The organism is Agreia sp. VKM Ac-1783 (assembly GCF_900177765.1).
Lineage (GTDB): Bacteria > Actinomycetota > Actinomycetes > Actinomycetales > Microbacteriaceae > Agreia.
The window spans coordinates 156399-177771 of record NZ_FXWI01000004.1 but is presented as its reverse complement, the minus strand read 5'-3'; the positions used below and the strand labels follow the sequence as shown (position 1 = coordinate 177771).

The 21373-nt window shown below is 67.3% G+C and carries 22 protein-coding genes; 9 read left to right on the top strand and 13 right to left on the bottom strand.

Features of this window, described 5'->3' with window-relative positions:
* Positions 1–54: 54 nt before the first annotated feature.
* Entirely contained in the window at positions 55–933 is an 879-nt protein-coding gene (locus tag CCK87_RS14950) for a thioredoxin domain-containing protein (protein WP_170927313.1), read from the bottom strand.
* Positions 934–1056: 123 nt separating this feature from the next.
* Between CCK87_RS14950 and CCK87_RS14945 the strand changes: the two genes are divergently transcribed.
* Positions 1057–1776: an ATP-binding cassette domain-containing protein gene (locus tag CCK87_RS14945; RefSeq protein ID WP_086462356.1), complete on the top strand. Its 720-nt coding sequence runs from the start codon at positions 1057–1059 to the stop codon at positions 1774–1776.
* 30 nt (positions 1777–1806) lie between these two features.
* Here CCK87_RS14945 and CCK87_RS14940 read toward each other — a convergent pair whose 3' ends face one another.
* Complete coding sequence (locus CCK87_RS14940) at positions 1807–2412, bottom strand: TetR/AcrR family transcriptional regulator (protein WP_086462213.1); 606 nt, start codon at positions 2410–2412, stop codon at positions 1807–1809.
* Positions 2413–2534: 122 nt separating this feature from the next.
* On the opposite strand from CCK87_RS14940, the gene CCK87_RS14935 reads away from it, so the two are divergent.
* The 3 genes from CCK87_RS14935 (at position 2535) to CCK87_RS14925 (ending at position 7276) form a co-directional block, all read left to right on the top strand.
* The gene (locus CCK87_RS14935; RefSeq protein WP_086462212.1) at positions 2535–4322 is read left to right on the top strand and encodes a glycoside hydrolase family 3 N-terminal domain-containing protein; all 1788 of its coding nucleotides are present in this window, start codon (positions 2535–2537) and stop codon (positions 4320–4322) included.
* 3 nt (positions 4323–4325) lie between these two features.
* A complete protein-coding gene (locus tag CCK87_RS14930) occupies positions 4326–6824 on the top strand; it encodes a glycoside hydrolase family 3 C-terminal domain-containing protein (protein ID WP_086462211.1) in 2499 nt (832 codons plus the stop codon).
* Positions 6825–6985: 161 nt separating this feature from the next.
* On the top strand, positions 6986–7276 hold the full coding sequence (locus tag CCK87_RS14925; protein WP_086462355.1) for a GIY-YIG nuclease family protein: 291 nt from the start codon (positions 6986–6988) through the stop codon (positions 7274–7276).
* 51 nt (positions 7277–7327) lie between these two features.
* Here CCK87_RS14925 and CCK87_RS14920 read toward each other — a convergent pair whose 3' ends face one another.
* Both CCK87_RS14920 and CCK87_RS14915 read right to left on the bottom strand, forming a co-directional pair.
* Positions 7328–8284, bottom strand: a complete 957-nt coding sequence (locus CCK87_RS14920; protein WP_249273924.1) for an aldo/keto reductase — start codon at positions 8282–8284, stop codon at positions 7328–7330.
* Positions 8285–8313: 29 nt separating this feature from the next.
* Positions 8314–9237, bottom strand: coding sequence for a cytochrome c oxidase assembly protein (locus CCK87_RS14915; protein WP_086462210.1), 924 nt, complete (start codon positions 9235–9237; stop codon positions 8314–8316).
* A 114-nt stretch (positions 9238–9351) separates the two neighbouring features.
* Here CCK87_RS14915 and CCK87_RS14910 point away from each other — a divergent pair, with 114 nt between their 5' ends.
* The gene (locus tag CCK87_RS14910) at positions 9352–10029 is read left to right on the top strand and encodes an AIM24 family protein (RefSeq protein ID WP_086462209.1); all 678 of its coding nucleotides are present in this window, start codon (positions 9352–9354) and stop codon (positions 10027–10029) included.
* A gap of 109 nt (positions 10030–10138) precedes the next feature.
* Here the strand turns inward: CCK87_RS14910 and CCK87_RS14905 are convergent, their stop codons facing one another.
* Positions 10139–11323, bottom strand: coding sequence for an epoxide hydrolase family protein (locus CCK87_RS14905; protein WP_086462208.1), 1185 nt, complete (start codon positions 11321–11323; stop codon positions 10139–10141).
* 98 nt (positions 11324–11421) lie between these two features.
* Between CCK87_RS14905 and CCK87_RS14900 the strand changes: the two genes are divergently transcribed.
* Positions 11422–12663, top strand: a complete 1242-nt coding sequence (locus tag CCK87_RS14900; RefSeq protein ID WP_170927312.1) for a cytochrome P450 — start codon at positions 11422–11424, stop codon at positions 12661–12663.
* Between the two features lies 1 nt (position 12664).
* Here the strand turns inward: CCK87_RS14900 and CCK87_RS14895 are convergent, their stop codons facing one another.
* Together CCK87_RS14895 and CCK87_RS14890 are read right to left on the bottom strand one after the other, a co-directional pair.
* On the bottom strand, positions 12665–13678 hold the full coding sequence (locus tag CCK87_RS14895) for a sugar phosphate isomerase/epimerase family protein (RefSeq protein ID WP_086462206.1): 1014 nt from the start codon (positions 13676–13678) through the stop codon (positions 12665–12667).
* 20 nt (positions 13679–13698) lie between these two features.
* The gene (locus tag CCK87_RS14890; protein WP_086462205.1) at positions 13699–14889 is read right to left on the bottom strand and encodes a Gfo/Idh/MocA family oxidoreductase; all 1191 of its coding nucleotides are present in this window, start codon (positions 14887–14889) and stop codon (positions 13699–13701) included.
* A 127-nt stretch (positions 14890–15016) separates the two neighbouring features.
* Here CCK87_RS14890 and CCK87_RS14885 point away from each other — a divergent pair, with 127 nt between their 5' ends.
* Positions 15017–15679, top strand: a complete 663-nt coding sequence (locus CCK87_RS14885; RefSeq protein ID WP_140162881.1) for a pentapeptide repeat-containing protein — start codon at positions 15017–15019, stop codon at positions 15677–15679.
* An 18-nt stretch (positions 15680–15697) separates the two neighbouring features.
* On the opposite strand, the gene CCK87_RS14880 is transcribed toward CCK87_RS14885, so the two are convergent.
* Both CCK87_RS14880 and CCK87_RS14875 read right to left on the bottom strand, forming a co-directional pair.
* Positions 15698–16051 (bottom strand): DUF4342 domain-containing protein, encoded by a 354-nt coding sequence (locus CCK87_RS14880; RefSeq protein WP_086462203.1) that lies wholly within the window; start codon positions 16049–16051, stop codon positions 15698–15700.
* Between the two features lie 105 nt (positions 16052–16156).
* Positions 16157–17212: an SDR family NAD(P)-dependent oxidoreductase gene (locus CCK87_RS14875; RefSeq protein WP_086462202.1), complete on the bottom strand. Its 1056-nt coding sequence runs from the start codon at positions 17210–17212 to the stop codon at positions 16157–16159.
* A gap of 62 nt (positions 17213–17274) precedes the next feature.
* Here CCK87_RS14875 and CCK87_RS14870 point away from each other — a divergent pair, with 62 nt between their 5' ends.
* Together CCK87_RS14870 and CCK87_RS14865 are read left to right on the top strand one after the other, a co-directional pair.
* The gene (locus CCK87_RS14870; RefSeq protein ID WP_086462201.1) at positions 17275–17865 is read left to right on the top strand and encodes a helix-turn-helix domain-containing protein; all 591 of its coding nucleotides are present in this window, start codon (positions 17275–17277) and stop codon (positions 17863–17865) included.
* A gap of 130 nt (positions 17866–17995) precedes the next feature.
* A complete protein-coding gene (locus tag CCK87_RS14865) occupies positions 17996–18322 on the top strand; it encodes a hypothetical protein (RefSeq protein WP_086462200.1) in 327 nt (108 codons plus the stop codon).
* Between the two features lie 31 nt (positions 18323–18353).
* Here CCK87_RS14865 and CCK87_RS14860 read toward each other — a convergent pair whose 3' ends face one another.
* From CCK87_RS14860 to CCK87_RS14845, 4 genes are read right to left on the bottom strand one after another with little or no spacing between them, the layout of a single operon-like run.
* Entirely contained in the window at positions 18354–18674 is a 321-nt protein-coding gene (locus CCK87_RS14860; protein ID WP_086462199.1) for an SMR family transporter, read from the bottom strand.
* Entirely contained in the window at positions 18674–19042 is a 369-nt protein-coding gene (locus CCK87_RS14855; protein WP_086462198.1) for an SMR family transporter, read from the bottom strand. The genes CCK87_RS14860 and CCK87_RS14855 overlap by 1 nt, the downstream gene beginning before the upstream one ends.
* A gap of 51 nt (positions 19043–19093) precedes the next feature.
* Positions 19094–20440, bottom strand: coding sequence for an alpha-hydroxy acid oxidase (locus tag CCK87_RS14850; RefSeq protein ID WP_086462197.1), 1347 nt, complete (start codon positions 20438–20440; stop codon positions 19094–19096).
* The gene (locus CCK87_RS14845; protein ID WP_249273923.1) at positions 20433–21209 is read right to left on the bottom strand and encodes an FCD domain-containing protein; all 777 of its coding nucleotides are present in this window, start codon (positions 21207–21209) and stop codon (positions 20433–20435) included. The genes CCK87_RS14850 and CCK87_RS14845 overlap by 8 nt, the downstream gene beginning before the upstream one ends.
* Between the last annotated feature and the right edge of the window lie 164 nt (positions 21210–21373).

Below are 21373 nucleotides of genomic sequence, written 5' to 3'. Positions count from 1 at the left end.
CCGTAGCGAGATCCGTCGGGCGGTCTCGATACGCCGCGCCCGTTCCTTGTGCGGCTACTCCACCGGCGCAGGGGCGTAGACGCTCTTCGCGAACGATTCGAAGGCGCTCGCGTCGTCGAGCGCCCCGGTGTAGGCCTTGCCGTTCACCAGCACGAGCGGCGCGGTCGTGAGCGTGGGCACGTCGGAATTCGGAACCGATGCGCGGGCCCGGCCCGTGGCATCCGCGACCCAGTCGCCGAAGGTGCCCGACGTGATGCAGTCTGCGACCGACTTGTCGTTCTCGCCCGCCTTCTGCACGAGAGCGACGAGCTGCGCATCGGTCAGTCCTGACGCGCCAGCGGTCGACTGGGCGGCGGCGAGCGCGGAATTCACGGCCGGAACGCTGTCGGGCGCCGCGTCGGCGACGCATGCGACGGCGTTCGCCGCGCGCTTCGAGTAGTTCTGATTCACCGAGTCGTCGAGTGCCACGGGGTGCACCTCGAGGGTCGCGTTCCCCGACGTCACCCACGACAACAGGGTGCTGCCGTTCGTGGTCTCGAACGTGGCTGAATCGGCGTTGCCGTAGTCGGTGTACACGACCAGGTGCAGCATGCCGTCGCTCGTGTCGAGTGGGCTCGTCTCGGGCGCCGTTCCCGACTCGAGAGCCACTGTCGTAGCGGCGGTGACCGTCTTGCCGTTGCCCGAGAACAGGATGCCGTCGCTGGCCATGTTCGCCGGCCCGAGCACGGGTGTCGGTTGCAGCGCGGAGACGATGGTGACGGTGCCGACCGACAGCACGGCGACGCCGGCGACTCCGAGGCCCGCCCGCCACGCGATCCGTCGGCGTCGGCGGCGGCGGGCCGCCTCTTCGCGCTCCAGCCGGGCGAGTTCGCGCACGAGATCACGACGCTCCTTCTTGCTGAGTCCGCTGAACGCGGTCTTGTCGGCTCTCATCGGTGGGTCTCTCCTCGGCGGTGCGCAGAACGAACGCACCGACACTAGTGAGCGCAGCTTCGGCGCCGCTTCGACGTTGCCCCGAAAAGACTGAAGAAGAGCCGAGCGCGGCAGAATGGGCCCATGGCCTTCGAGAGCTTCCCTCTGCGCCGTGCCCACGAGCATCCACTCGAGCCGATGCCGCGCGGCGCCTGGCCCGCGACCCTCGCGCCGGTCGCCCAGCTGCTCGACGAGGGACTCGACTTCGCCCCGGTCACCGTGTTCGTCGGGGAGAACGGATCGGGAAAGTCCACCCTCGTCGAGGCGATCGCCCAGGCCTACGGGCTATCGGCCGAGGGGGGATCGGCGGGAGCCATGCACTCGACCCGCACGAGCGAGTCGTCACTCTGGCAGCACCTGCAGTTGGTGCGCAATACGGGGGCGACCAAGCGCGGCTACTTTCTGCGCGCCGAGACCATGCACAGCTTCTACACGTACCTGGAGCAGAATCCGGGAGGTCGCCCCGAGCCACGGTTTCACGAGCTCTCACACGGAGAGTCTTTTCTCGAACTCGTCGAGGCGCGGTTCCGCGGCCCAGGGCTCTGGGTGCTCGACGAGCCGGAATCCGCTCTCTCGTTCTCGGGCTGCCTCGCGCTCATCGGCATCCTCAAAGACCTCGTGGCCACGGGAAAGTCCCAGGTGATCCTCTCGACGCACTCGCCGGTGCTGGCCGCCTTCCCGGGTGCGGTCATCCAGGAGGTGGGGGAGTGGGGCCTGCGCCGAGCAGAGTGGGCAGAGCTCGATCTGGTGCGCAACCTGTCACTCTTTCTGGATGCCCCGGGTCGGTTCCTGAGGCACGTGTAGGCGCGGCGGCTAACGGCGGCGGTCGGCGGATCAGAGCGGAACGGTCAGGAGCGAGCGCAGGTAGCGGCGGGTCTCCTCGGCCATGTCGACGGAGTTCCTGTCGAGGAGCCACTGCACCTGCAGGCCGTCCATGAGCGCGACAAGCGAGCGCGCGGCACTGCCCGGATCGACGCCCGCAACCAGCTGGCCGGCTGCGCGGGCGCTCTCGAACGACTCCGTCGTGATTCCGACGACCGAGCGGTAGCGGTTGACGAAGTAGCTATGTGCCGGATGGTCGGGCGAGGTCGCCTCGGACGAGAGCATGCAGTGCAGTTCGACGAGCCCGGGCACACCCGCGTTGTACTCGACGACCTTGACCAGCCCACGAAGGTGTTCCACACCGTCGGCGCTGTCGAGATTCGAGATGTCGCGGCTCTTGGTGTCGCGCAGCTCGAGCACACCCGCGAGAAGCTCGTTCTTGTTCGAGAAGTGGTGCAGGAGGCCGGCCTGGCTCATGCCGACCCGTTCGGCGATGTCGCGGATCGAGCCGCTGCGGAAACCGTTCGCCGAGAAGACCTCGATGCCGGCCTCGAGAATCTCGCGTCGTCGTGCAGCGGTCTTGGCGTACGAGCCGCGGGGCTTTCCGCTCACTGTCATGGGGGCGACTCTACCGGCGACATCGATCCCGTGATCGAAAACCTAGCAACCGTTCGTTTTTCGTGTTAGCGTCGCTCCAGGCGTAGTCCGACGATGGTCTACACACACCCGAAAGTGAACCCATGACCCGCTCGCTCGAACTCGACGAGGCCGGAGAGGCTCGCCTCGAACAGATCCTCTCGTCGCTGACGCTCGGCGAGAAGGCCGGCCAGATGTTCCACGCCATGGCCTTCGTCGATGCTTCTGTCATCCCGGGCGAAGACGGGCAGCCGATGCTCCCCGGCCCCGTGCACGACTACGTGGTGAAGCACCACGTGACCCACATGAATCTCGTCAACGTGCTGCCGCCCGCCGAGCAGGCTCGCTGGTACAACGCGCTGCAGGTACTCGCCCAGCAGACCGGCTCCGGTGTTCCGGTCACCGTGTCGAGCGATCCGCGCTCCGCCGCCACCGAGCGCGCCGGCGCCTCTCACTCCGCGGGAGACTTCTCTGCCTGGCCCGAGCCCACCGGCCTCGCGGCCACCCGTGACCCTGCCCTCGCCCACCGTTTCGGCGACGCGGTGCGGCAGGAATTCGGGGCTGTCGGCATCCGGCTTCTGCTCGGCCCGCAGGTCGACATCGCCACCGAGCCGCGTTGGTCGCGCATCAGCGGAACCTGGGGCGGTGACCCGACCCTGACGGGCGAGCTCGCCTCGGCGTTCATCGAGGCCGTGCAGACCACGGAGCTCGGACCGGAATCGGTGGCCACGATGGTCAAACACTTTCCCGGTGGAGGCCCCCAGAAAGACGGTGAAGACCCGCACTTCGCCCACGGCAGAGAGCAGGTGTACCCCGGTGGTCACCTCGCCGAGCACGCGGCCCCGTTCCCGCCCGCGCTCGCGGCCGGCGCCAACCAGGTCATGGCCTATTACGGCATGCCTGTCGGCACCGAGCTCGAAGAGGTGGCGTTCGCCTTCAACCACCAGGTCATCACCGGAATGCTTCGTGAGGGCCTGCAATTCGACGGCATCATCTCGACGGACTGGGGCGTGTTGAACGATCACGAGATCTTCGGACAGCCTTTCCCCGCGCGTGCGTGGGGTGTCGAGCAGCTCGACCCGCTTGCCCGCACCCAGCGTGCCCTCGAGGCTGGCGTCGATCAGTTCGGCGGCGACTACGACAGCTCACTCGTGGCGCAGCTCGTGCGCGACAGCCGCGTCAGCGAGGCCCGAATCGACGATTCGGTGCGGCGCATCCTGCGAGAGAAGCTGCGCCTCGGCCTGTTCGACGCCGAGCCGCTCGACCCGGCGAAGGCGTCGGATGTCGTGGGTCGGGCCGATCTCGTAGCCGCCGGTCTCGAGGCCCAGCGTCGCTCGCTGACGCTGCTCACGAACGGCAGCCCGGCGCATCCGACCCTGCCCCTCGCCGCGGGCATGAGGGTGTTCGCGCCCGACATCGACGACGCGGTGCTGTTCTCCTACGCCGACGTCGCGTCGTCCGTCGACGACGCCGATGTCGTGATCCTGCGACTCGCGACTCCGCACGATCACCGGCAGACGACCATCTTCGAGAGCAACTTCCATTCGGGGTCGCTTGACTTCGCGGATGCAGAACTGGCGCAGATCCGTGAGACGCTCACGTCGAAGCCGACCGTCGTCGTGCTGAACCTCGAGCGCCCTGCGGTCGTCCCCGAGATCGCAGCAGAAGCGGCCGCGTTGGTCGGCGACTTCGGCTCGAGCGATCGAGCGGTGCTCGACGTTCTCTTCGGACGAGCCAAGCCAGAAGGCAAGCTCCCCTTCCAACTGCCGCGCTCGATGGCTGATGTGCTCGAGGGTGACCTCGACCAGCCGCATCGCTTCGCCGACCCGCTCTTCGACTTCGGCCACGGACTCACGTACCCCACCACCGCACGTTCAACAGAAAGCAACTGAGAGATGACCGACCAGACCCAGGCCACGACCGACCCGCGACTGCTCGAGCTGCTCGCACAGCTGACTCTCGAAGAGAAGGTGCTCGTTCTCACTGGGCACGACTTCTGGGCCACCTGGCCACTCGAGAAGATCGGCCTGCGCCGAATCCTCGTCTCCGACGGCCCCTCGGGTGTTCGTGGCGAGGTGTGGGACGAACGCAGTCCGTCACTGAACCTGCCCTCGGCTACGGCGCTCGGCTCGTCATGGGATGCGGCCATCGCCCGCCGCTACGGCAACGTCGCCGCCGTCGAGGCGCGTCGCAAGGGCGTCGACGTGGTGCTCGGCCCGACCATCAACCTGCACCGCTCACCTCTCGGCGGTCGCCACTTCGAGGCGTTCAGCGAAGACCCGATTCTCACAGCCGACCTGGCCTCGGCCTATGTCGAGGGTCTGCAGGAGAACGGCGTCGGCGCGACGCCCAAGCACTACATCGCGAACGACTTCGAGACCGACCGCTTCACCGTCGACGTGAAGGTGGCCGATCGACCCCTGCGCGAGCTCTATCTGCTGGCCTTCGAGAAGGCGATCACCGAGGCGCATGCCTGGCTGGTCATGTCGTCGTACAACTCGGTCAACGGCGCCACCGTCACTGAGAACGAGCTGCTCGAGACGCCCCTCAACTCCGAGTGGGGCTTCGACGGCGTCGTCATCAGCGACTGGACCGCGGTGCGCGACGTGAACAGCGCCCGCTACTCGCAGGACCTCGTGATGCCCGGTCCCGCCGGTCCATGGGGTGATGTTCTCGTCGCCGCCGTTCGTGCCGGCGAGGTAGAAGAGTCGGCCGTGGACCGCAAGGTGCTGCGGCTGCTCGCGTTGGCCGCCCGGGTCGGAGCGCTCGAGGGATTCGACGCCGTCGCGCCCGAACCCGTGGTGGTCGAAGACGGAGTCGCCTTCGCCCGCACAGCCGAGGTCGAGGGCGCGGTGCTCGTGCGCAACGAGAACGCAGAGCTGCCGTGGACCGCCTCGTCGCTGAAGTCGGTCGCCGTGATCGGGCACAATGCTCGCTTCGCCCGAACCCAGGGCGGCGGAAGCGCCACTGTTCTTCCCGAGAAGGTCGTCACCCCGCTCGACGGACTCCGCTCCGCGCTGCCCGATACCGCGGTCAGCTACTCGGTGGGCGCCGTCGTGCAGGAGGGCATCGCCGAGCTTCCTCTCGATCGCATGACCAACCCGGTCACGGGCGAACCGGGCGCACACGTTCGCTTCCTCGACGCATCCGGTGCCTCGATCTTCGATGAGGAACGCCGTGCGTCGGCTCTCGTCTGGTTCGGCGGCGACGCCCCCATCGCTCAGGCCTCGATGCTCGAGTTCGCCACGCGGTACACACCGGATGCGACGGGCGAGATCCTGCTCGGCTTCGCGGGCGCCGGAAACGGTCGCGTGATCGTGAACGGCGAGCTGTTGCACGAAGAGAACGTGATCACGGAGGGCACTGACCTGGGCGCGGCATTCCTCTCGCCGCCCTCGAGCTCGGTCGCAGTGCCTGTCGTCGAGGGTGAGCCGATCGACGTCACCATCGAATACGACATTCAGCAGGGCGGCCCGCTGGCCGGTGCGCTCAGCATCACGATCGGCATCGAGCCAGACCTCTCCAATCCCGAAGAGTTGATCGCCAAGGCCGTCGAGGCCGCACGCGTGGCCGACGTGGCCGTGGTCGTGGTCGGAACGAACTCGCGGGTCGAGTCGGAGGGCTACGACCGTGACTCGCTCGCGCTTCCCGGTCGCCAAGACGAGCTGGTGCGCGCGGTCGCCGCGGCGAACCCACGCACCGTCGTCGTCGTCAATTCGGGGTCGCCCGTGCTTCTGCCGTGGCGCAACGAGGTCTCGGCGGTGCTGCTGAGCTGGTTCGGCGGGCAGCAGTATGGCGACGCGGTCGCAGACATCCTGCTCGGAGTCGCGGAGCCCGGCGGTCGCCTGCCCACAACCTGGCCGATCGAGCAGGCCGACGTGCCCGTAATCGACGTGACTCCCGAGAACGGCGTGGTGTCGTACGACGAGGGCATCCACATCGGGTACCGCGCCTGGCTGAAGGCCGGCACCGAGCCTGCCTACGAGTTCGGCCACGGACTCGGATACACGAGCTGGTCTCTCGACGATCTCGCGCTCGACAGCTCGACGGTCTCAGAGGGCGGCACCGTCGCAGCTGCGGTTCGGGTCACCAACACGGGCTCGCGCTCGGGCAAGCAGGTCGTGCAGGTCTACGCGTCGCGCGCGGACTCGTCGATCGATCGCCCCGTTCGCTGGCTCGTCGGCTTCGCCGCCGTGCGCGTCGAGCCGGGCGAAAGCACGTGGGTCACCATCCCGGTGTCGGCTCGAGCCTTCGCCGACTGGGGTGTGGATGCGCAGGGCGACCCGGGGTGGCACTACGAGCAGGGCGCGTTCCAGTTGCACGCCGGAACCAGCGTCTCCGACCTGCCGCTCACGAAGACGATCGAGGTCACCGAGACAACGCTGCTCGAGTAGCCCTGCGCCGCTCGCGGGAGTTGCGCTGGTCGAGTAGCCCGAGGCCGCTCACGGGGGTTGCGCTGGTCGAGTAGCCCGAGGCCGCTCACGGCCGAAGCGTATCGAGACCACCTGTGGATAACTGCCTCGCCATCCATAGATCACCGGCCATAATCCTCGGCATGCCATACGTCTACATCCTCCGCTGTTCAGACGGGACCTACTACGTCGGAAGCACCTGGCACCTCGAGGCTCGTGTTGAACAGCACTCGTCCGGACACGGTGCTGAGTTCACCAAACGTCGCCTTCCAGTTGAGCTCGTCTTTTCGCAGGAGTACGACCGGGTCGACGAAGCTTTCGCTATGGAGAAGCGCATCCAAGGCTGGAGCCGTGCCAAGCGAGAGGCGCTCATCAGCGGGGAACTTCACAGACTGCCGGGTTTGAGCAAGAAGGTCTGGAAGCGGCGGGAGTGATCTCGATACGACGGCTCCTTCGTCGCGGGTCTACTCGATCAGCGCGACCGGTCAGCTCCAGGGGCGAGCGGCGCGGGCCGCCCAGTACTGCTCGGCGGGCTGGGCGAGCTCGGCGAGGCGTTCCTCGTCGAGTGACGGCGGACGCGCATCCAGGTTCTGCTTCAGCTGCTTGCGCGTCACGGCTCCCGTCAGCACGATGTCGGCCCAGGGATGCGACACGGCCGCGCCGATGGCGAGGCCGTCGAGGCGCTGACCGTCTTCGGCGGCGAGCGCGGCGACGGCCGTCTCTTCTCCGCGCGAGGTGAGGCGGCCGTTGGCCAGCACCTCTTTGACGACGACGAGCCACTTCGCGTCGTTCGCGGCCGCGAGGGCGTCGCCGACGGAGGGCTCGAGGAGGTTCCAGGTCGACTGCACTGCCGAGAAGGGGGAGTCGGTCAGTCCCAGGGCGCGCTCGATCACGGCGGCCTGATCGGCCCCGCTCGTCGAGAAGCCCACGCGCACACCGCTGTCGCGAAGCGCGCGCAAGCGATCGAGCAGGGCGGAGTCGTCGAGGGCGGGGCTGTCTGACGTCAGAGAGTGCACGAGATAGACGTCGGGTTCGGTGCCGAGCGCCTCGAGGGTTTCGGCCCACTGCCGCTCGAACATGGCGAGCGAGTGCTCCTTGCGCTCCTGTTGCGGGGCATCGAGGCGCCAGTCGCCGATGTACTCGTAGCCCCACTTCGAGCCGATCGTCAGCTCGTCGCGGTGCCCCGGATGCTCGGCGAGCCACGATCCGAGGAACTGCTCGGCGAGTCCGTAGGAGCGGGCCGCGTCGAGGTACCGGATGCCCAGCCACCACGCGGCGTCGAGCAGCTTGTGGGCCCGGGCTCGCATCGCATCCACGCTTCTCTCCGCGCCCTCGCCGAGGTCTTTCGCGCGACCACCCGTGATGTAGGCGGGGCGCCCGATGGCGGCGAGTCCGAGCCCCAGACGTGACGCGATGCTGTCTTCGATCTCGATGTCATCCACGATTCGAGCCTACGCGCACGTTCTCGCGCTCAGCCGCGGCGGTCGAGGTGTTCGCGGGTCAGGGCGTCCATCTCGTCGTCGCTCAGCGCATCCATCTTCTTCGCATCGCGGCGGTCGAGACGCGACCAGCGCACGAACAGCAGAATCAGAATGGGAACGTCGGCGATCTCGGCGATGAACCAGAGCAGGTCGCCTGCGAGGTGCTGATCGTGCAGCGGGTTCGGCCACCATCCGGGCAGCGCCTGTGACGCGACAGCGCCCACCCCGCTGGCGATCCCGGGGCCCACGCCATCCAGAATGCCGTCGTTCAGCCGCATCAGCACGCCCGGAATCGCGTCGAGAACCAGCTCCACGAAGGCCAGCAAAAACTCGGCCGTGATGAACAGGGTGCTGCGCGCCGCCGAATTCTCGACCAGGGGCAGAGCGAAGAGCAGCCCGATGGCGGGCACCAGGATGCCGATGGCCGGCTCCGCGATCGGGCTCAGTCTGAGCACGCCGGCGAGCGGGGTGAGGAACACGCAGAAGGCGAGCGCGGCGAACAGAGTCGCGAATGCGGCATTGCCGGTGACGCGCACGATCCAAGACGACAGCACGCGTTCGAGTCGGGCGGCGCCTCGAGGACCGAGCGAGCGTCTGGCGAGTTCGACGGGGCGGCCCAGCACCATCAGCGCGGGAACGACGAAGAGGAGCACCGCGATGCGAGTGGTGAAGGCGAGTCTGAGCTCCTCGCTGTAGGTGCCGAGAAAACCGAACGAGACCACGGCCCACGAGCCGAGACCGGCGACCACGAAGAAGACGGTTCGCGAGACCGGCCAGCGGCCGCCGCCGCGATGGATGCGTGAGACGCCGATCGCATAGAGCGCGGCGCTGGCGAGTATCGCCACGAGGGCCACGGGGTCGAGCGACCACGAGCCGAGCAGGATGTCGAGGGGAGGCGTCGGCGTGCCTTTCATGGCGAAGGTGCGTGAGGCGCAAGGCCGGGAACGAATCGGATATTACTCCGCGTCTCTGGGGGTGGCCCCTAAGCTGGGGCCACCACATTCCAACGCACGAGAAGGACACTCCCCATGCGCTCGACACTCTTCAGCCAAGAGAACAACGAGGTCGAATCCGACGCTCTGATGGCCCTGCAGAACCCCTACATGCTGCGCTCCCGCGTGAGCCCGGGTCGCGACATCATCACTCGCAAGGGCGCGATGGTCGCCTACCAGGGCAACGTCGAGTTCAAGCACGAGGGTGCGCGGGATGCCGGTGCCCTGTTGCGCAAGATGGTCTCGTCGGATGACCAGCCGTTGATGCGCGTCTACGGACACGGCGATGTGTTCTTCGCGCACCACAGCGCGAACATCCACCTGATTCAGCTCGAGGGAGAGGGCGTCACGATCAACGGCACCTCCCTGCTGGCCTTCCAGGCCGACCTCGGTTACGACCTGACCCGCCTCAAGGGTGCGAGCATGCTGGCCGGCGGTTTCTGGAACACGACCGTGCACGGCCACGGTCACCTGGCGGTCGCAACCCAGGGCACGCCGATGATCCTCGACTGCTCGCAGCAGCCGACGTTCACCGACATCAACGCCACCGTCGCGTGGAGCGCCAACCTGCAGCCGACAGTGAAGTCGTCGCTGAGTGCGGGCGCGTTCATCGGGCGTGGATCAGGCGAGGCGTTCCAGTACGCGTTCCACGGACCGGGCTGGGTCATCATCCAGCCGTCGGAGTTCACGGGCGCGACGACCGCCACCGCGTAGTGGAGTTCGCGCTGGTTGAGTAGGTCCCCCCGCGCTGGTCGAGTAGGTCGCCCAGCGACCCTATCGAGACCGGTGGGTGGTCTCGATACGCCCGCTCGTTCCTCGCGGGCTACTCGACCGGCGCTGATCGATATGGGCGGAAGAAGTCGCGCAGCTCCTGCGCGTAGAGCTCGGGCTCCTCGAAGGCCGCGAAGTGTCCGCCGCGCGGGGGTTCGCTGACGTGCACCGTATTCGCGGTGCGGTCGAGCCACTCGCGTGTCGGGTGCAGGATGTCGCCGGGAAACAGGGCGAAGCCCGACGGCACCTCGACGCGGCGCGCGAGTTGTTCAGGCGTGGTCGCGGAGTTCGCCGTGTACATGCGCATCGACGAGCCGATGGTGCCGGTGAACCAGTACATGCTGATGAGAGTCAGTATCTCGTCTTTCGAGTAGCTGCTCTCGAGGTCTCCATGGCAGTCGCTCCAGGAGCGCAGCTTCTCGACGATCCACGCGGCCAGGCCGGCGGGAGAGTCGGTGAGCCCGACGGCCGCGGTCTGCGGCTTCGTGCGGTGCATCGCCGCGTACGCGCCCTCGCTGAGATTCCAGGCTGCGGCCTCGTCGACGAAACTCCGCTCGCGCGGTGTGAGTTCGAGACCGGGAAGAGCAACGGGGATCCCGGCGTCGGTGCGGTGCACCGCCAACACCCTCTCGGGAAAGTCGAGCGCCAGGTAGCGGCTCACGTGGCTGCCGATGTCGCCACCGGCGGCGCCGAAGCGGTCGTAACCCAGCGCATCCATCAACCCTGCCCAGAGGCCGGCGACATCGATCGAGCTCAGCGGCGCACCGGCGGGTTTGTCTGAGTAGCCGAAGCCGGGCATATCGGGCACGACGACGTCGAACGCGTCGGCGCGGTCTGCCCCGTGCGCGGCGGGGTCGGTGAGCAGCGGGATCACCTTGGAGTAGCGCCAGAACGAGTCGGGCCAGCCGTGGCTGAGGATCAGCGGCATGGCGGGCCTGGCGCCGGTCCGGTCGGCGTCGCCCGACTGCGCCGCTCGTATGTGGGCGAAGTGGATGCCGAGGCCGCCGAGCTCGATCCGAAAGCGAGGGATGCGCGCGAGCGCCTTCTCCTGCGCAGGCCAGTCGAACTCCTCTGCCCAGTAGTGCACGAGCTCGCGCAGGTAGTCGACATCGGTGCCCAGCGACCACCCCGCGTCTTCGGGAGCGTCGGGCCACCGGGTCGCTCGGAGGCGCGTGCGCAGGTCGGCGAGCTCCTCGGCCGTCACCTGTGCACTGAAGGGTGTGGGAATGGAGGGCATGCGCGACACGCTACTCCCTCACCGCTCTCACGGCGATCGGCCGTGGATGACCGATGTCAAGTCCTCGAAATGCTCGCACCCGTTCTACATTCGGGCAGATGCAGAACCTTCGCAGCATTGACAGCGCCCTCTCCTTTCTCGCCGACGGCTACCTGTTCGGCACCCGTCGATTCGACGCCCTGCAGACCGATGCGTTCCGCACGCGGCTGCTCGGCGTGCCCGTGGTGGTGATGCGGGGCTCGGATGCGTGCCGTTTCTTCTACGAGCAAGGTCGCTTCACGAGGTCGGCAGCCCTCCCGCCCTCGATCACGCACCTGCTGCAGGACGTGGGCAGCGTTCAGACCCTCGAGGGCGCCGATCATCGCGACCGCAAGCATCTGTTCGTCGATGCGCTGATGTCGCGCGAGGCTCTCGACGGGCTCGCGGACGCGGTCGAGATCGAGTGGATGTCCGCCGCCGCGGACTGGGCGTACCGCGATCGTGTCTCCCTGAGCGCCGAGATCCCGAAGATCCTGTCGCGCGCCATCCTGTCGTGGTCGGGCATCGAATCCACGCCCTCGGGCGCCGACGAGCGCGCGAGCGAGTTCGTGTCGATGATCGAGAACGCGGCCCGCATCGGTCCGCCCAACTGGGCGGCTCGAGCGCGCCGCCGCCGCACCGAGAAGTGGGCCGGCAGACTCGTCGTCGACGCCCGGGCAGACCCCGCGGCGAGCGAGGGCACCGTTCTGGGCGCCGTGGCCGCGAAGACCTCACGTACGGGGTCGCCTCTGCCGGTCGAGGTGGCGGCTGTCGAGCTGATCAACGTGCTGCGGCCGTTCGTCGCCATCTCGCGTTTTCTCCTCTTCGCCGTGCTCGGGTTGCGCCGCCGGCCAGACCTGGCCGAGGCCTTTCGATCGGGCGACGAGTCTCTGCTCGAGGATTTCGCGCAGGAGGTGCGCCGGTTCTATCCGTTCTTTCCCGTGATCGCGGGTCGCGCGAGTAGACCGCTCGAGTTCGACGGGCATCCGATCGCTGCGGGCTCGCTGGTGATGCTCGATCTCTACGGCACCGACCACGACAAGGGCTACTGGGGCGATCCGGAGGTGTTTCGGCCGGAGCGATTCGCCGAGAAGGGGGTCGATCCCAATCATCTGATCGCGCAGGGCGGCGGAACGTACCTCGACGATCACCGCTGCCCCGGCGAGCCGGTCACGGTGCGAGTGATCATGCGTACGGTACAGATTCTGACGCAGCGCATGGACTACCAATTACCCCCGCAGGACCTGCGGGTGAGCCTGCGCGCCTTTCCGGCCATACCGGAGAGCGGTGTTCTGCTCTCCGGCGTGACCGTGCGGGCGTGAGTCAGTCGACCTTCGTCGAGAAGGCGGCGTCGAATGATGCCGTGGGCCGGTCCCAGAGCAGCGACCGAACGAAGGCGAGGGCCTCGGGCGCTCCGCGCAGGCGATCCATGCCGGCGTCTTCCCACTCCACCGAGATCGGTCCCGTGTAGCCGATGTAGCCGAGAGCTCGGAACGCGTCCTCCCACGGCACGTCACCGTGCCCGGTCGACACGAAGTCCCAGCCGCGGCGTGGGTCGGCCCAGGGGAGGTGTGAGCCCAGGACGCCCGCGCGCCCCGAATTGGCGTTGCGCATGCGGGTGTCCTTGCAGTCGACATGGTAGATCAGCTCGGCGAACTCGGTGATGAATTCCACCGGGTTGATGCCCTGCCAGACCATGTGGCTCGGGTCCCAGTTGAGTCCGAACGACGTGCGGTGGTCGATGGCCTCGAGGGCGCGCACGGTCGACCAGTAGTCGTACGCGATCTCAGACGGGTGCACCTCGTGAGCGAAACGCACGCCCTCGCCGTCGAACACGTCGAGAATCGGGTTCCAGCGGTCGGCGAAGTCCTGGTAGCCGGCGTCGATGACGTCTTGGCCCACCGGTGGGAACATGGCCACGTACTGCCAGATGCTCGAGCCGGTGAAGCCCACGACGGTATCGACGCCGAGCTTGCGCGCCGTGATCGCCGTCTTCTTCATCTCTTCGGCGGCCCTTTGGCGCACGCCCTCGCCGTCTCCGTCGCCCCACACCTTCGCCGACACCATGTCTTTGTGGCGGAAGTCGATGGGGTTGTCGCAGACCGCCTGTCCCTTGAGGTGGTTCGAGATGGCGTACACCTTGAGGTTGTTCTTCTCGAGGATGTCGAGGCGCGACTGCACGTAGGCGTCGTCTTCGGCTGCGCGCCAGGGGTCGAGGTGATCGCCCCAGCAGGCGATCTCGAGGCCGTCATAGCCCCACTCGCCGGCGAGTCGGGCCACCTCCTCGAAGGGCAGGTCCGCCCATTGGCCGGTGAACAGGGTTACGGGGTGCGTCATTGCTTCTCCTTCAGTGGTGATTAGAGCGTGATGGATGCGCCGCCTGCGGCGGCGGACTCCTCGACGGCGGCGAGAACCTTCTGCACCCGCAGACCGTCGGCGAACGACGGCTGCGACTCGGTGTCGTCGCGAATGGAGTTCAGGAAGTCGGCGAACTGGTGCACGAACGTGTGCTCCCAGCCGATGATGTGACCGTCGGGCCACCAGTGATTCACATACGGATGCCCGGCCTCGGTCACGAGGATGCGGCGGAAGCCCTGCTCCCCGGACGCATCACTGCCGTCGAAGAATCTCAGCTCGTTCAGGTTCTCGAGATCGAACGTCAGGCTGCCCTTCTCGCCATAGATCTCGAGCGTGAGTCCGTTCTTGGCGCCGAGCGCGAAGCGCGAGACCTCGAGCTGAACGATGCCGCCGCCGGAGAGCCGACCCGTCGCCCACGCGGCGTCATCCACGGTCACGTCTTCGAGCGCGACGTCGCCGGAACGCGACCCAGCGCTGCCGCCGATCGCACCGTCGCCGCTGTCGCCCGTGGGGCGCTGAGTCACGAAGGTATGCACTCCGCCGGTGAGGCTGTCGATGTTCTCGCCGGTGAGGTGCAGAACGAGGTCTGTGGCGTGCGAACCGAGGTCTCCGAGCGCTCCCGAGCCGGCCTCCTCGCGGCGCAGACGCCAGCTCATCGGTGAGTCGGGATCGCTCAGCCAGTCCTGCAGGTAGCTGATGCGCACGTGCCGGATCGGGCCTACGCGGCCGTCGTCGATGAACTTCTTTGCGAGGGCTATCGCGGGCACGCGCCGGTAGTTGAAGTTGACGATCGCGTGCTGCCCATTGGCGCGGGCCTTCTCGAACGCGGCCTCCATCTCTGCAGCCTCATCGACGGTGTTGGCCAGAGGCTTCTCCACGATCACGTGCTTTCCGGCGGCGAGGGCGGCGAGCACGATCTCGTGGTGCAGGATGCCGGGGGTGCAGACATCGATGATGTGCACGTCGTCGCGCTCCAAGACCGCGCGCCAATCGGTGGCGCTCTCCTTCCAACCGAACTTCTTCGCAGCAGCGGCGACCTTCGCCGCGTCGCGACCGACGAGCACGGTCTGCTCGACCTCGGGAACATCGAAGTACGCCGCCACGTTGCGCCAGGCACCGGAATGGGCCTTTCCCATGAAGGCATATCCGATGACGGCGACGCCGAGGGGTGTAGGGGGAGATGTGCTCACGTCTGCTCCATTCGCTTCGTTGCGGTTCTTGGGGATGAATCTATTCTGCAAGGTCGACGAGCTTGCCTAGACTTCAGCGGTGCGGTTCTTCGGCCGCCAATCCGATGCCACTCACAGAGAGGCCACCATGGCGCGCAAACCCGGTACGCAGGCTCCGAGACTGGATGCAATCGTGCTCGACGATCTCGTCGAAGGCGATTCCGAGACGCTCCGACCCCACGACGTCTACGAGGGTCTGCGCTTCGACGGCCTCGACATTTCGGGTCGGGAGCTGTCGGGCATCCAATTCAGAGAGTGCGTCTTCGATGACGTTCGGGCGCACGATGCGGTTCTGCGCGGGGCGACTTTCTCTGACATCGAGTTCACGCGGCTCAACGCGCCGATCTTCTCGGCTCCTCGCGCCGAGCTGCGCTCCGTCACGGTCGACGGCTCGCGGCTGGGGTCTGCAGAGCTCTACGAATCGGCGCTCTCGTCGGTGCACATCTCGTCGACCAAGCTCGGCTTCGTCAACCTCTCTGGCGCCAGTCTGCTCGATGTGCTCTTCACGGGCTGTTCGATCGATGAACTCGATCTCAGCAGCGCAAAGCTCAACCGCGTCGCGTTCGTCGACTGCACCATCGGCGTGCTGAGCCTCAACCACGCCACTCTGACGAACGTCGACCTGCGCCGTGCCGAGTTCTCGCGCCTCGACGGCTTCAGCGCCCTGAAAGGCGCCACGCTCTCGCACGGGCAGGTCGCCGACCTGGCCTCGGCCTTCGCCGAACACCTCGGCATCCTCGTCGAGGACTGACCGGAACGGGCATCGTGGTCAGATGGATGCCGCCGGGTCCTGGTCTGCGGAGCCGCCTGCGGTGCCGGCGGTCGGCGTCGTCGTCGGCGCGTCGACCGAACCCGCCGCATCCGCTCGCCGTTCGACGACAAGCGTGACCTGCGAGACGACCGCGGCGATGGCGCCGATGGCGAGCAAAACGGGGGCGATAGCAACCGTGAGCGCGAGGCCGACGAGGCCCGCGTTGACGGGGATCTCGAGCAGCGCGCTGCCGTCTTCGCGCTTGAGGATGATGCGGCGAACGTTGCCCTCGTGGATGAGGTTCTTGACCGTCTCGACCAGCTTGTCGCCGGCAACCTCGAACTGTTCGAACGTGGATTTCTTGTCGCTCATGTCGATGCGTCCTGTCTGACGTTGATGCTCGTTCGACGATCCGGTTCGGAGCGCCTCCCTCTCATTCTTGCCCGGACACTCCGAACGCGCATCAGTCTGCGGTGCCTAGGCCACCGACCAGCCGCCATCCGACGGGAGGATGACGCCGTTCACGTTGACCCCGTCGTCGCTCAACAGGAACGTGATGGAGGCGGCGAGTGCATCGCTCTCGACCGCTTCGGGCATCACGCTCATGCCCACGCGAACCCGCGCAGCGCCCAGCTTCGAGCCGAACTTCGCCTCGATGTTGGTGATCGTGGGGCCGGGGGCGACGGCGTTGACCCGGATGCCGCTGGGTCCGTACATGAAGGCGCTGCTCTTGGTGAGCCCGGCCACGGCGTGCTTCGACGCGGTGTAGGCCGCCCCTGCGGCGGAACCTCGGAGCGCGGCCTCGGATGCGGTGTTCACGATCGATCCCGACGCCTGGGCGAGCATCGTCGGCAGAACCGCGCGCATGAGCTTCATGGTTCCGTCGACGTTGATCGAGAACACGCGCTTCCACACCTCGTCGGACATGTCGCCGACGGGGGTCATGTCGTCCATGATGCCGGCGATGTTGGCGAGGCCGTCGATGCGCTCGCCCGCAGCAGAGATGATCTGGGCCACGGCCGCGTCGTCGGTGATGTCGGCCACCACGGTCACGATGTCGGCGCCGGGCGTCTTCGCCACGAAGTCGTCGAGGCGCTCCTGCGAGATGTCGACGGCGACGACGCGGCCGCCCTCGCGGGCGATTCTGGATGCCGTGGCGCGTCCGATGCCCGACCCCGCTCCGGTGACGATGATCGTCTTGCCCGAGAAGCGGCCGATGTCGATGCGTTCGATCCACTCGGGGATCGCGACGGTCGGCTCGTCTCCGCCGCCGACCACGACAGACACCGGCGTTCCCTCGGGAACCTCACCAGCAGCGGCGCGGCGCACGAGGTCGTCGATCAGTTCCTGGCTGAAGGCCCCCTGGCTCATCTCGACCAACCGGTCGAGCGAGAGCTTGCTCACGGTGCGCAAGGCGCTCGCATCCTGACCGGCCTTCGCGAGCAGGTCGTTCATGATCGGCCCACCCACGGGGTGCGAGAGCCACGTGCCGATGGTCGACGAGCTGGTGAGGGGCGTGTTTTCTGACGTCATGGGGTGCGCTTCTTTCTTTGGGAACATAACCGGACAACAGTGTCCGCACGTAGGCTACACCCGTGACATCACCCGACGCTGAGCCGCGCAAGGCCAATCGAGGACCCAGTGCGGGGCCCGAGAATCGACGCGCCCTCATCGCTGCGGCACGGGAGGTGTTCGCCGATGGCGGCTACAACGCCCCGCTCAGTTCGGTCGCGAAGCTGGCCGGCGTCGGACAGGGAAGCCTCTATCGACACTTTCCCGATCGGCTGTCGTTGGCGATCGCGGTCTTCGACGAGAACCTCGAAGAGCTGGAGCGCATCGCCGAGCGCCTCGACAGCACCCTCGACGAGCTGCTCGGCTCGATCATCGCTCAAGCGCTCGTATCGACGGCCATGATCGACATGATCACCGCCGATCTCGACGACCCCCGGGTGCAGCACCTCGAGACGCGTATCGAGGGCGTGGTCGGGATCATCGTGCAGCGCGAACGTGTGGCTGGCCGCATCGGGGACGGTGTCGAGACAGCGGATGTGCTCCTCGCGATCTCGATGCTCGCGGGAGTGGTCGCCCGGACGCCCGCCGACCGACGCGACGCTGTGGCGCGCAGAGCGTGGTCGCTCTTCCACGTCGCATTCGTGCGCGACGAGATCGGCTCGAACGCGCCCTAGAGCGACTCAGGTACTACGCCGGCGGTAAGAGAAGTCATCCCTGCGCAGGATTCGCGCGGCGCTCGGAGCGGGAAAGCTGAGGTCATCGCCTCGAACAGGCGACCCGCGAACAGCCGAAAGGACGCGACAGATGACCACCATCCCCTTCCTCGCCCGCCCCACCGACGACTCGGCAGAGCCGCTCACGTGGCTCTCGCCCGAGGCGAAGCTCTGGGTGGCGTCGCGCGACGGCGACTTCGCGGGGTTCGTCGAGTTCACCGATGGTCACTACAGCGTGACGGATGCGCGCGGCGCGACCATCGCATCCTGCGGCACCCTCAGCCAGGCCCAGGACACGGTCGAGTTGTCGATGCGACGCGCGTCGACCCTCAGAACGCTCGCGTATGTCGCCGTCGGCACGGGTGCCGTCGCCGTGAGCGCGCTCGCCATCGGATTGGGCATGATCAACCTGAGCTGACCGCCAGCCAGGTCAGTGCGCGGCGGTCGGGTCAGTGCGCGGCGCCCGCCTCGACCAGAAGCACACCGCCCATGACCAGGGCGATGCCGACCGCCATGACCCAGGTGAACGGCTCGTTGAAGATGAGCCGCCCTGCCACGGCTGTGAGCGCGACGCCCGCCGCAGCCCAGATGCCGTACGCCACGCCGAGGGCCATGCCGTTCTGAAGGGTGAACGAGAGGCAGGTGAAGGCGATGCCGTAGCCGAGTGCGACGGGGATGTACCAGAGCTTGTTGCCCGTGACCGCCGCCTTCAGGGAGAGCGTGGCGGTGACCTCGGTGAGGATCGCGCCGATGAGGAAGACCCAGGCCATCAGTGAGCCTCTCCGCTCTTGCGAGGGCGCGCTTCGCGGATCGTCTCAGCTCGCTGTCGGCCGAGCTCGATGCAGAGCACACCGCCGATGATCAATAGCAGTCCCGCTCCCATGATCGGAGTCAGCGGCTCGCCGAACAGCAGCGCCGACAAGAGAGCGGTCAGCGCGACTCCGAGTGCGCCCCAGATGCCGTATGCGACGCCGAGCGGCAGCCCCGCCCGCAGCACCAGCGAGAGAAACACGAAGGCTCCCGCGAATCCGAGCGCCATCAGCGCGTACCACCCCGGATGCTCGAGCGCGGCTTTCAGTGACAGCGACCCGGTCACTTCGCTCAGGATGGCGCCGGCCAGAAACAGCCACTTCTTCACGATCGGGCCTTCGTCATGTCGCCAGTGTGCCAGAGGGCGGCCTCGTCGAGGTTACGCGTCGGCGGGCGTCGCCTCGACCTTCTTCGCGGCGGCCTTGGCGACCGCTGAGGTGCCTCGGGCCGGCCGAGAGGCGGCCTTCTCTGCCACGGCGGCGGTCTGCGCCGACACCGCACGCGGGGCGAGACGCTGCAGCTGCGTGACGTGGGCCGGAGTCAGCTCGTCGATCGACGCGACCTCGAGCAGCTTCATCGTGCGCACGATCTGCTCCGACAGAATCGAGATCGTGCGGTCCACGCCCGCGCGGCCTCCAGCCATGAGTCCGTAGAGGTAGGCGCGGCCGATCAGCGTGAACTTCGCGCCGAGGGCGAGCGAGGCTACGATGTCGGCGCCGTCCATGATGCCCGTGTCGACCATGACCTCGACGTGGCCTCCGACCTCGCGGGCCACATCGGGCAGCAGATGGAACGGGATCGGGGCGCGGTCGAGCTGGCGGCCTCCGTGGTTCGACAGCAAGATGCCGTCGACGCCGAGGTCGGCGAGACGCTTCGAGTCTTCGAGGTTCTGAACGCCCTTGATCACGATCTTGCCGGGCCACATGCTGCGGATGAAGGCGAGATCGTCGAAGTCGATCGAGGGGTCCATCGCCGAGTCGAGCAGTTCGCCGACGGTGCCGCCGGTCGACGACAGCGAGGCGAACTCCAGAGGGGGAGTCGTGAGGAAGTCGTACCACCACCACGGACGGGGGATGGCGTTGATGATGGTGCCCGCGGTGAGCTGCGGCGGAATCGAGAAGCCGTTGCGCTTGTCGCGCAGGCGCGCGCCCGCCACGGGGGTATCGACGGTGAACATCAGGGTGTCGAAGCCCGCCGCCGCCGCCCGCTCGACGAGCCCGTACGAGATGTCGCGATCGCGCATGACATAGAGCTGGAACCAGTTGCGCCCGGTGGGATTGGCCGCCTTGACGGCCTCGATCGACGAGGTTCCGAGGGTAGAGAGCGTGAACGGGATGCCTGCGGCACCGGCAGCTCCGGCCCCAGCGATCTCGCCCTCGGTCTGCATCAGGCGCGTGAAGCCGGTGGGGGCGATACCGAACGGCATGGTCGAGGTGCCACCCAGGATCTGCGTGGTCGTATCGAGCTTCGACACGTCGCGCAGGATCGACGGGTGGAACTCGATGTCCTGAAAGGCCTGGCGCGCACGCTTGAGCGAGATCTCGCCCTCGGCTGATCCGTCGGTGTAGTCGAATGCGGCCTTGGGTGTGCGGCGCTTGGCGATGGTGCGCAGATCGTCGATCGTCAGCGCTCCCTGCAGCCGACGCTTCTTGCCGTCGAACTGCGGCTTCTTGAACTGCATGAGGGGCAGCAGCTCTGCGGGGTTCGGAAAGCGACGTTCAACCATGGGGCAGTCCTCTATCTGGTTCGGCGGGGGCGGAGATGAAGTTCGTCTCGGTGTAATAGCCGGTGATGTGGGCGTTCACGAGGTCGCGCGCCCGCTCGGCGTCGCCGGCCTCGATGGCGTCGACGATGGCTCGGTGCTCGTGGCGCAGGCGGCCGGATGTCTCGGGCCACGACGGCAGATTCGGCACGCCGGCCAGAACGTAGCTCTCGATCGAGTTGCGGAGGCCCGCCATCATCGAGGCGATCACGGCGTTTCCCGAGAGCTCGGCGAGGGCGAGGTGGAAGGCCGCATCGAGAGCGAGGAACTCGGCCTCGGAAATCCGGTCATCGGCATCCATCGCGTCGAGCAACCGAGTGGCGGCGCCGAGGTCGAGGGGCGCGGCGGAGGCAACTTCGGCCAGTTCGGTGACGACTGCCGCCTCGAGTACGAGTCTGGTCTTCACGACGTCGCGTACGTCGAAGCCCTGTGCCGCGACCTGCAGCCGCATCAGCGACGACATGCCGCCGGAGGGGCGAGCCACGATGATGGCGCCGGACTGCGGCCCCGACCCGGTCTGGGTGCGGATGAGTCCGAGCGCTTCGAGCACCCGCAGCGCCTCGCGAACCGACGATCGGCCGACTCCGAGGTCGGTAGAGAGCGTGCGCTCGGCGGGCAGATGATCGCCCGGAGCGAGTCGTCCCGCGAGGAGGTCGCCCTCGATGTGCTGCAGAACGACCTCCCACGCACGGCGCGAGTCGATCGGTGCAACAGAGGTGTCGACGGTGGTCACGTTGCGCCCTTCCCGATCGTCGGATGCCTGTGGTCAGGCCATGTGGTCAGACCACACTCTAAGACCTGAATGACACCCTGTCCAGCATCGAGCGGTAAAGGCTTTCGTCAGAGAGCACCGCATCGGCTCTGTTCGCCGCTACGGATTGCCGGTACTCTGATCGC

Excerpts from the sequence above, each read along its gene's own strand:
- CCK87_RS14950 (WP_170927313.1), bottom strand. The coding sequence starts at position 933 with ATGAGAGCCGACAAGACCGCGTTCAGCGGACTCAGCAAGAAGGAGCGT.
- CCK87_RS14945 (WP_086462356.1), top strand. The coding sequence starts at position 1,057 with ATGGCCTTCGAGAGCTTCCCTCTGCGCCGTGCCCACGAGCATCCACTC.
- CCK87_RS14940 (WP_086462213.1), bottom strand. The coding sequence starts at position 2,412 with ATGACAGTGAGCGGAAAGCCCCGCGGCTCGTACGCCAAGACCGCTGCA.
- CCK87_RS14935 (WP_086462212.1), top strand. The coding sequence starts at position 2,535 with ATGACCCGCTCGCTCGAACTCGACGAGGCCGGAGAGGCTCGCCTCGAA.
- CCK87_RS14930 (WP_086462211.1), top strand. The coding sequence starts at position 4,326 with ATGACCGACCAGACCCAGGCCACGACCGACCCGCGACTGCTCGAGCTG.
- CCK87_RS14925 (WP_086462355.1), top strand. The coding sequence starts at position 6,986 with ATGCCATACGTCTACATCCTCCGCTGTTCAGACGGGACCTACTACGTC.
- CCK87_RS14915 (WP_086462210.1), bottom strand. The coding sequence starts at position 9,237 with ATGAAAGGCACGCCGACGCCTCCCCTCGACATCCTGCTCGGCTCGTGG.
- CCK87_RS14910 (WP_086462209.1), top strand. The coding sequence starts at position 9,352 with ATGCGCTCGACACTCTTCAGCCAAGAGAACAACGAGGTCGAATCCGAC.
- CCK87_RS14905 (WP_086462208.1), bottom strand. The coding sequence starts at position 11,323 with ATGCCCTCCATTCCCACACCCTTCAGTGCACAGGTGACGGCCGAGGAG.
- CCK87_RS14900 (WP_170927312.1), top strand. The coding sequence starts at position 11,422 with ATGCAGAACCTTCGCAGCATTGACAGCGCCCTCTCCTTTCTCGCCGAC.
- CCK87_RS14895 (WP_086462206.1), bottom strand. The coding sequence starts at position 13,678 with ATGACGCACCCCGTAACCCTGTTCACCGGCCAATGGGCGGACCTGCCC.
- CCK87_RS14885 (WP_140162881.1), top strand. The coding sequence starts at position 15,017 with ATGGCGCGCAAACCCGGTACGCAGGCTCCGAGACTGGATGCAATCGTG.
- CCK87_RS14880 (WP_086462203.1), bottom strand. The coding sequence starts at position 16,051 with ATGAGCGACAAGAAATCCACGTTCGAACAGTTCGAGGTTGCCGGCGAC.
- CCK87_RS14875 (WP_086462202.1), bottom strand. The coding sequence starts at position 17,212 with ATGACGTCAGAAAACACGCCCCTCACCAGCTCGTCGACCATCGGCACG.
- CCK87_RS14865 (WP_086462200.1), top strand. The coding sequence starts at position 17,996 with ATGACCACCATCCCCTTCCTCGCCCGCCCCACCGACGACTCGGCAGAG.
- CCK87_RS14860 (WP_086462199.1), bottom strand. The coding sequence starts at position 18,674 with ATGGCCTGGGTCTTCCTCATCGGCGCGATCCTCACCGAGGTCACCGCC.
- CCK87_RS14850 (WP_086462197.1), bottom strand. The coding sequence starts at position 20,440 with ATGGTTGAACGTCGCTTTCCGAACCCCGCAGAGCTGCTGCCCCTCATG.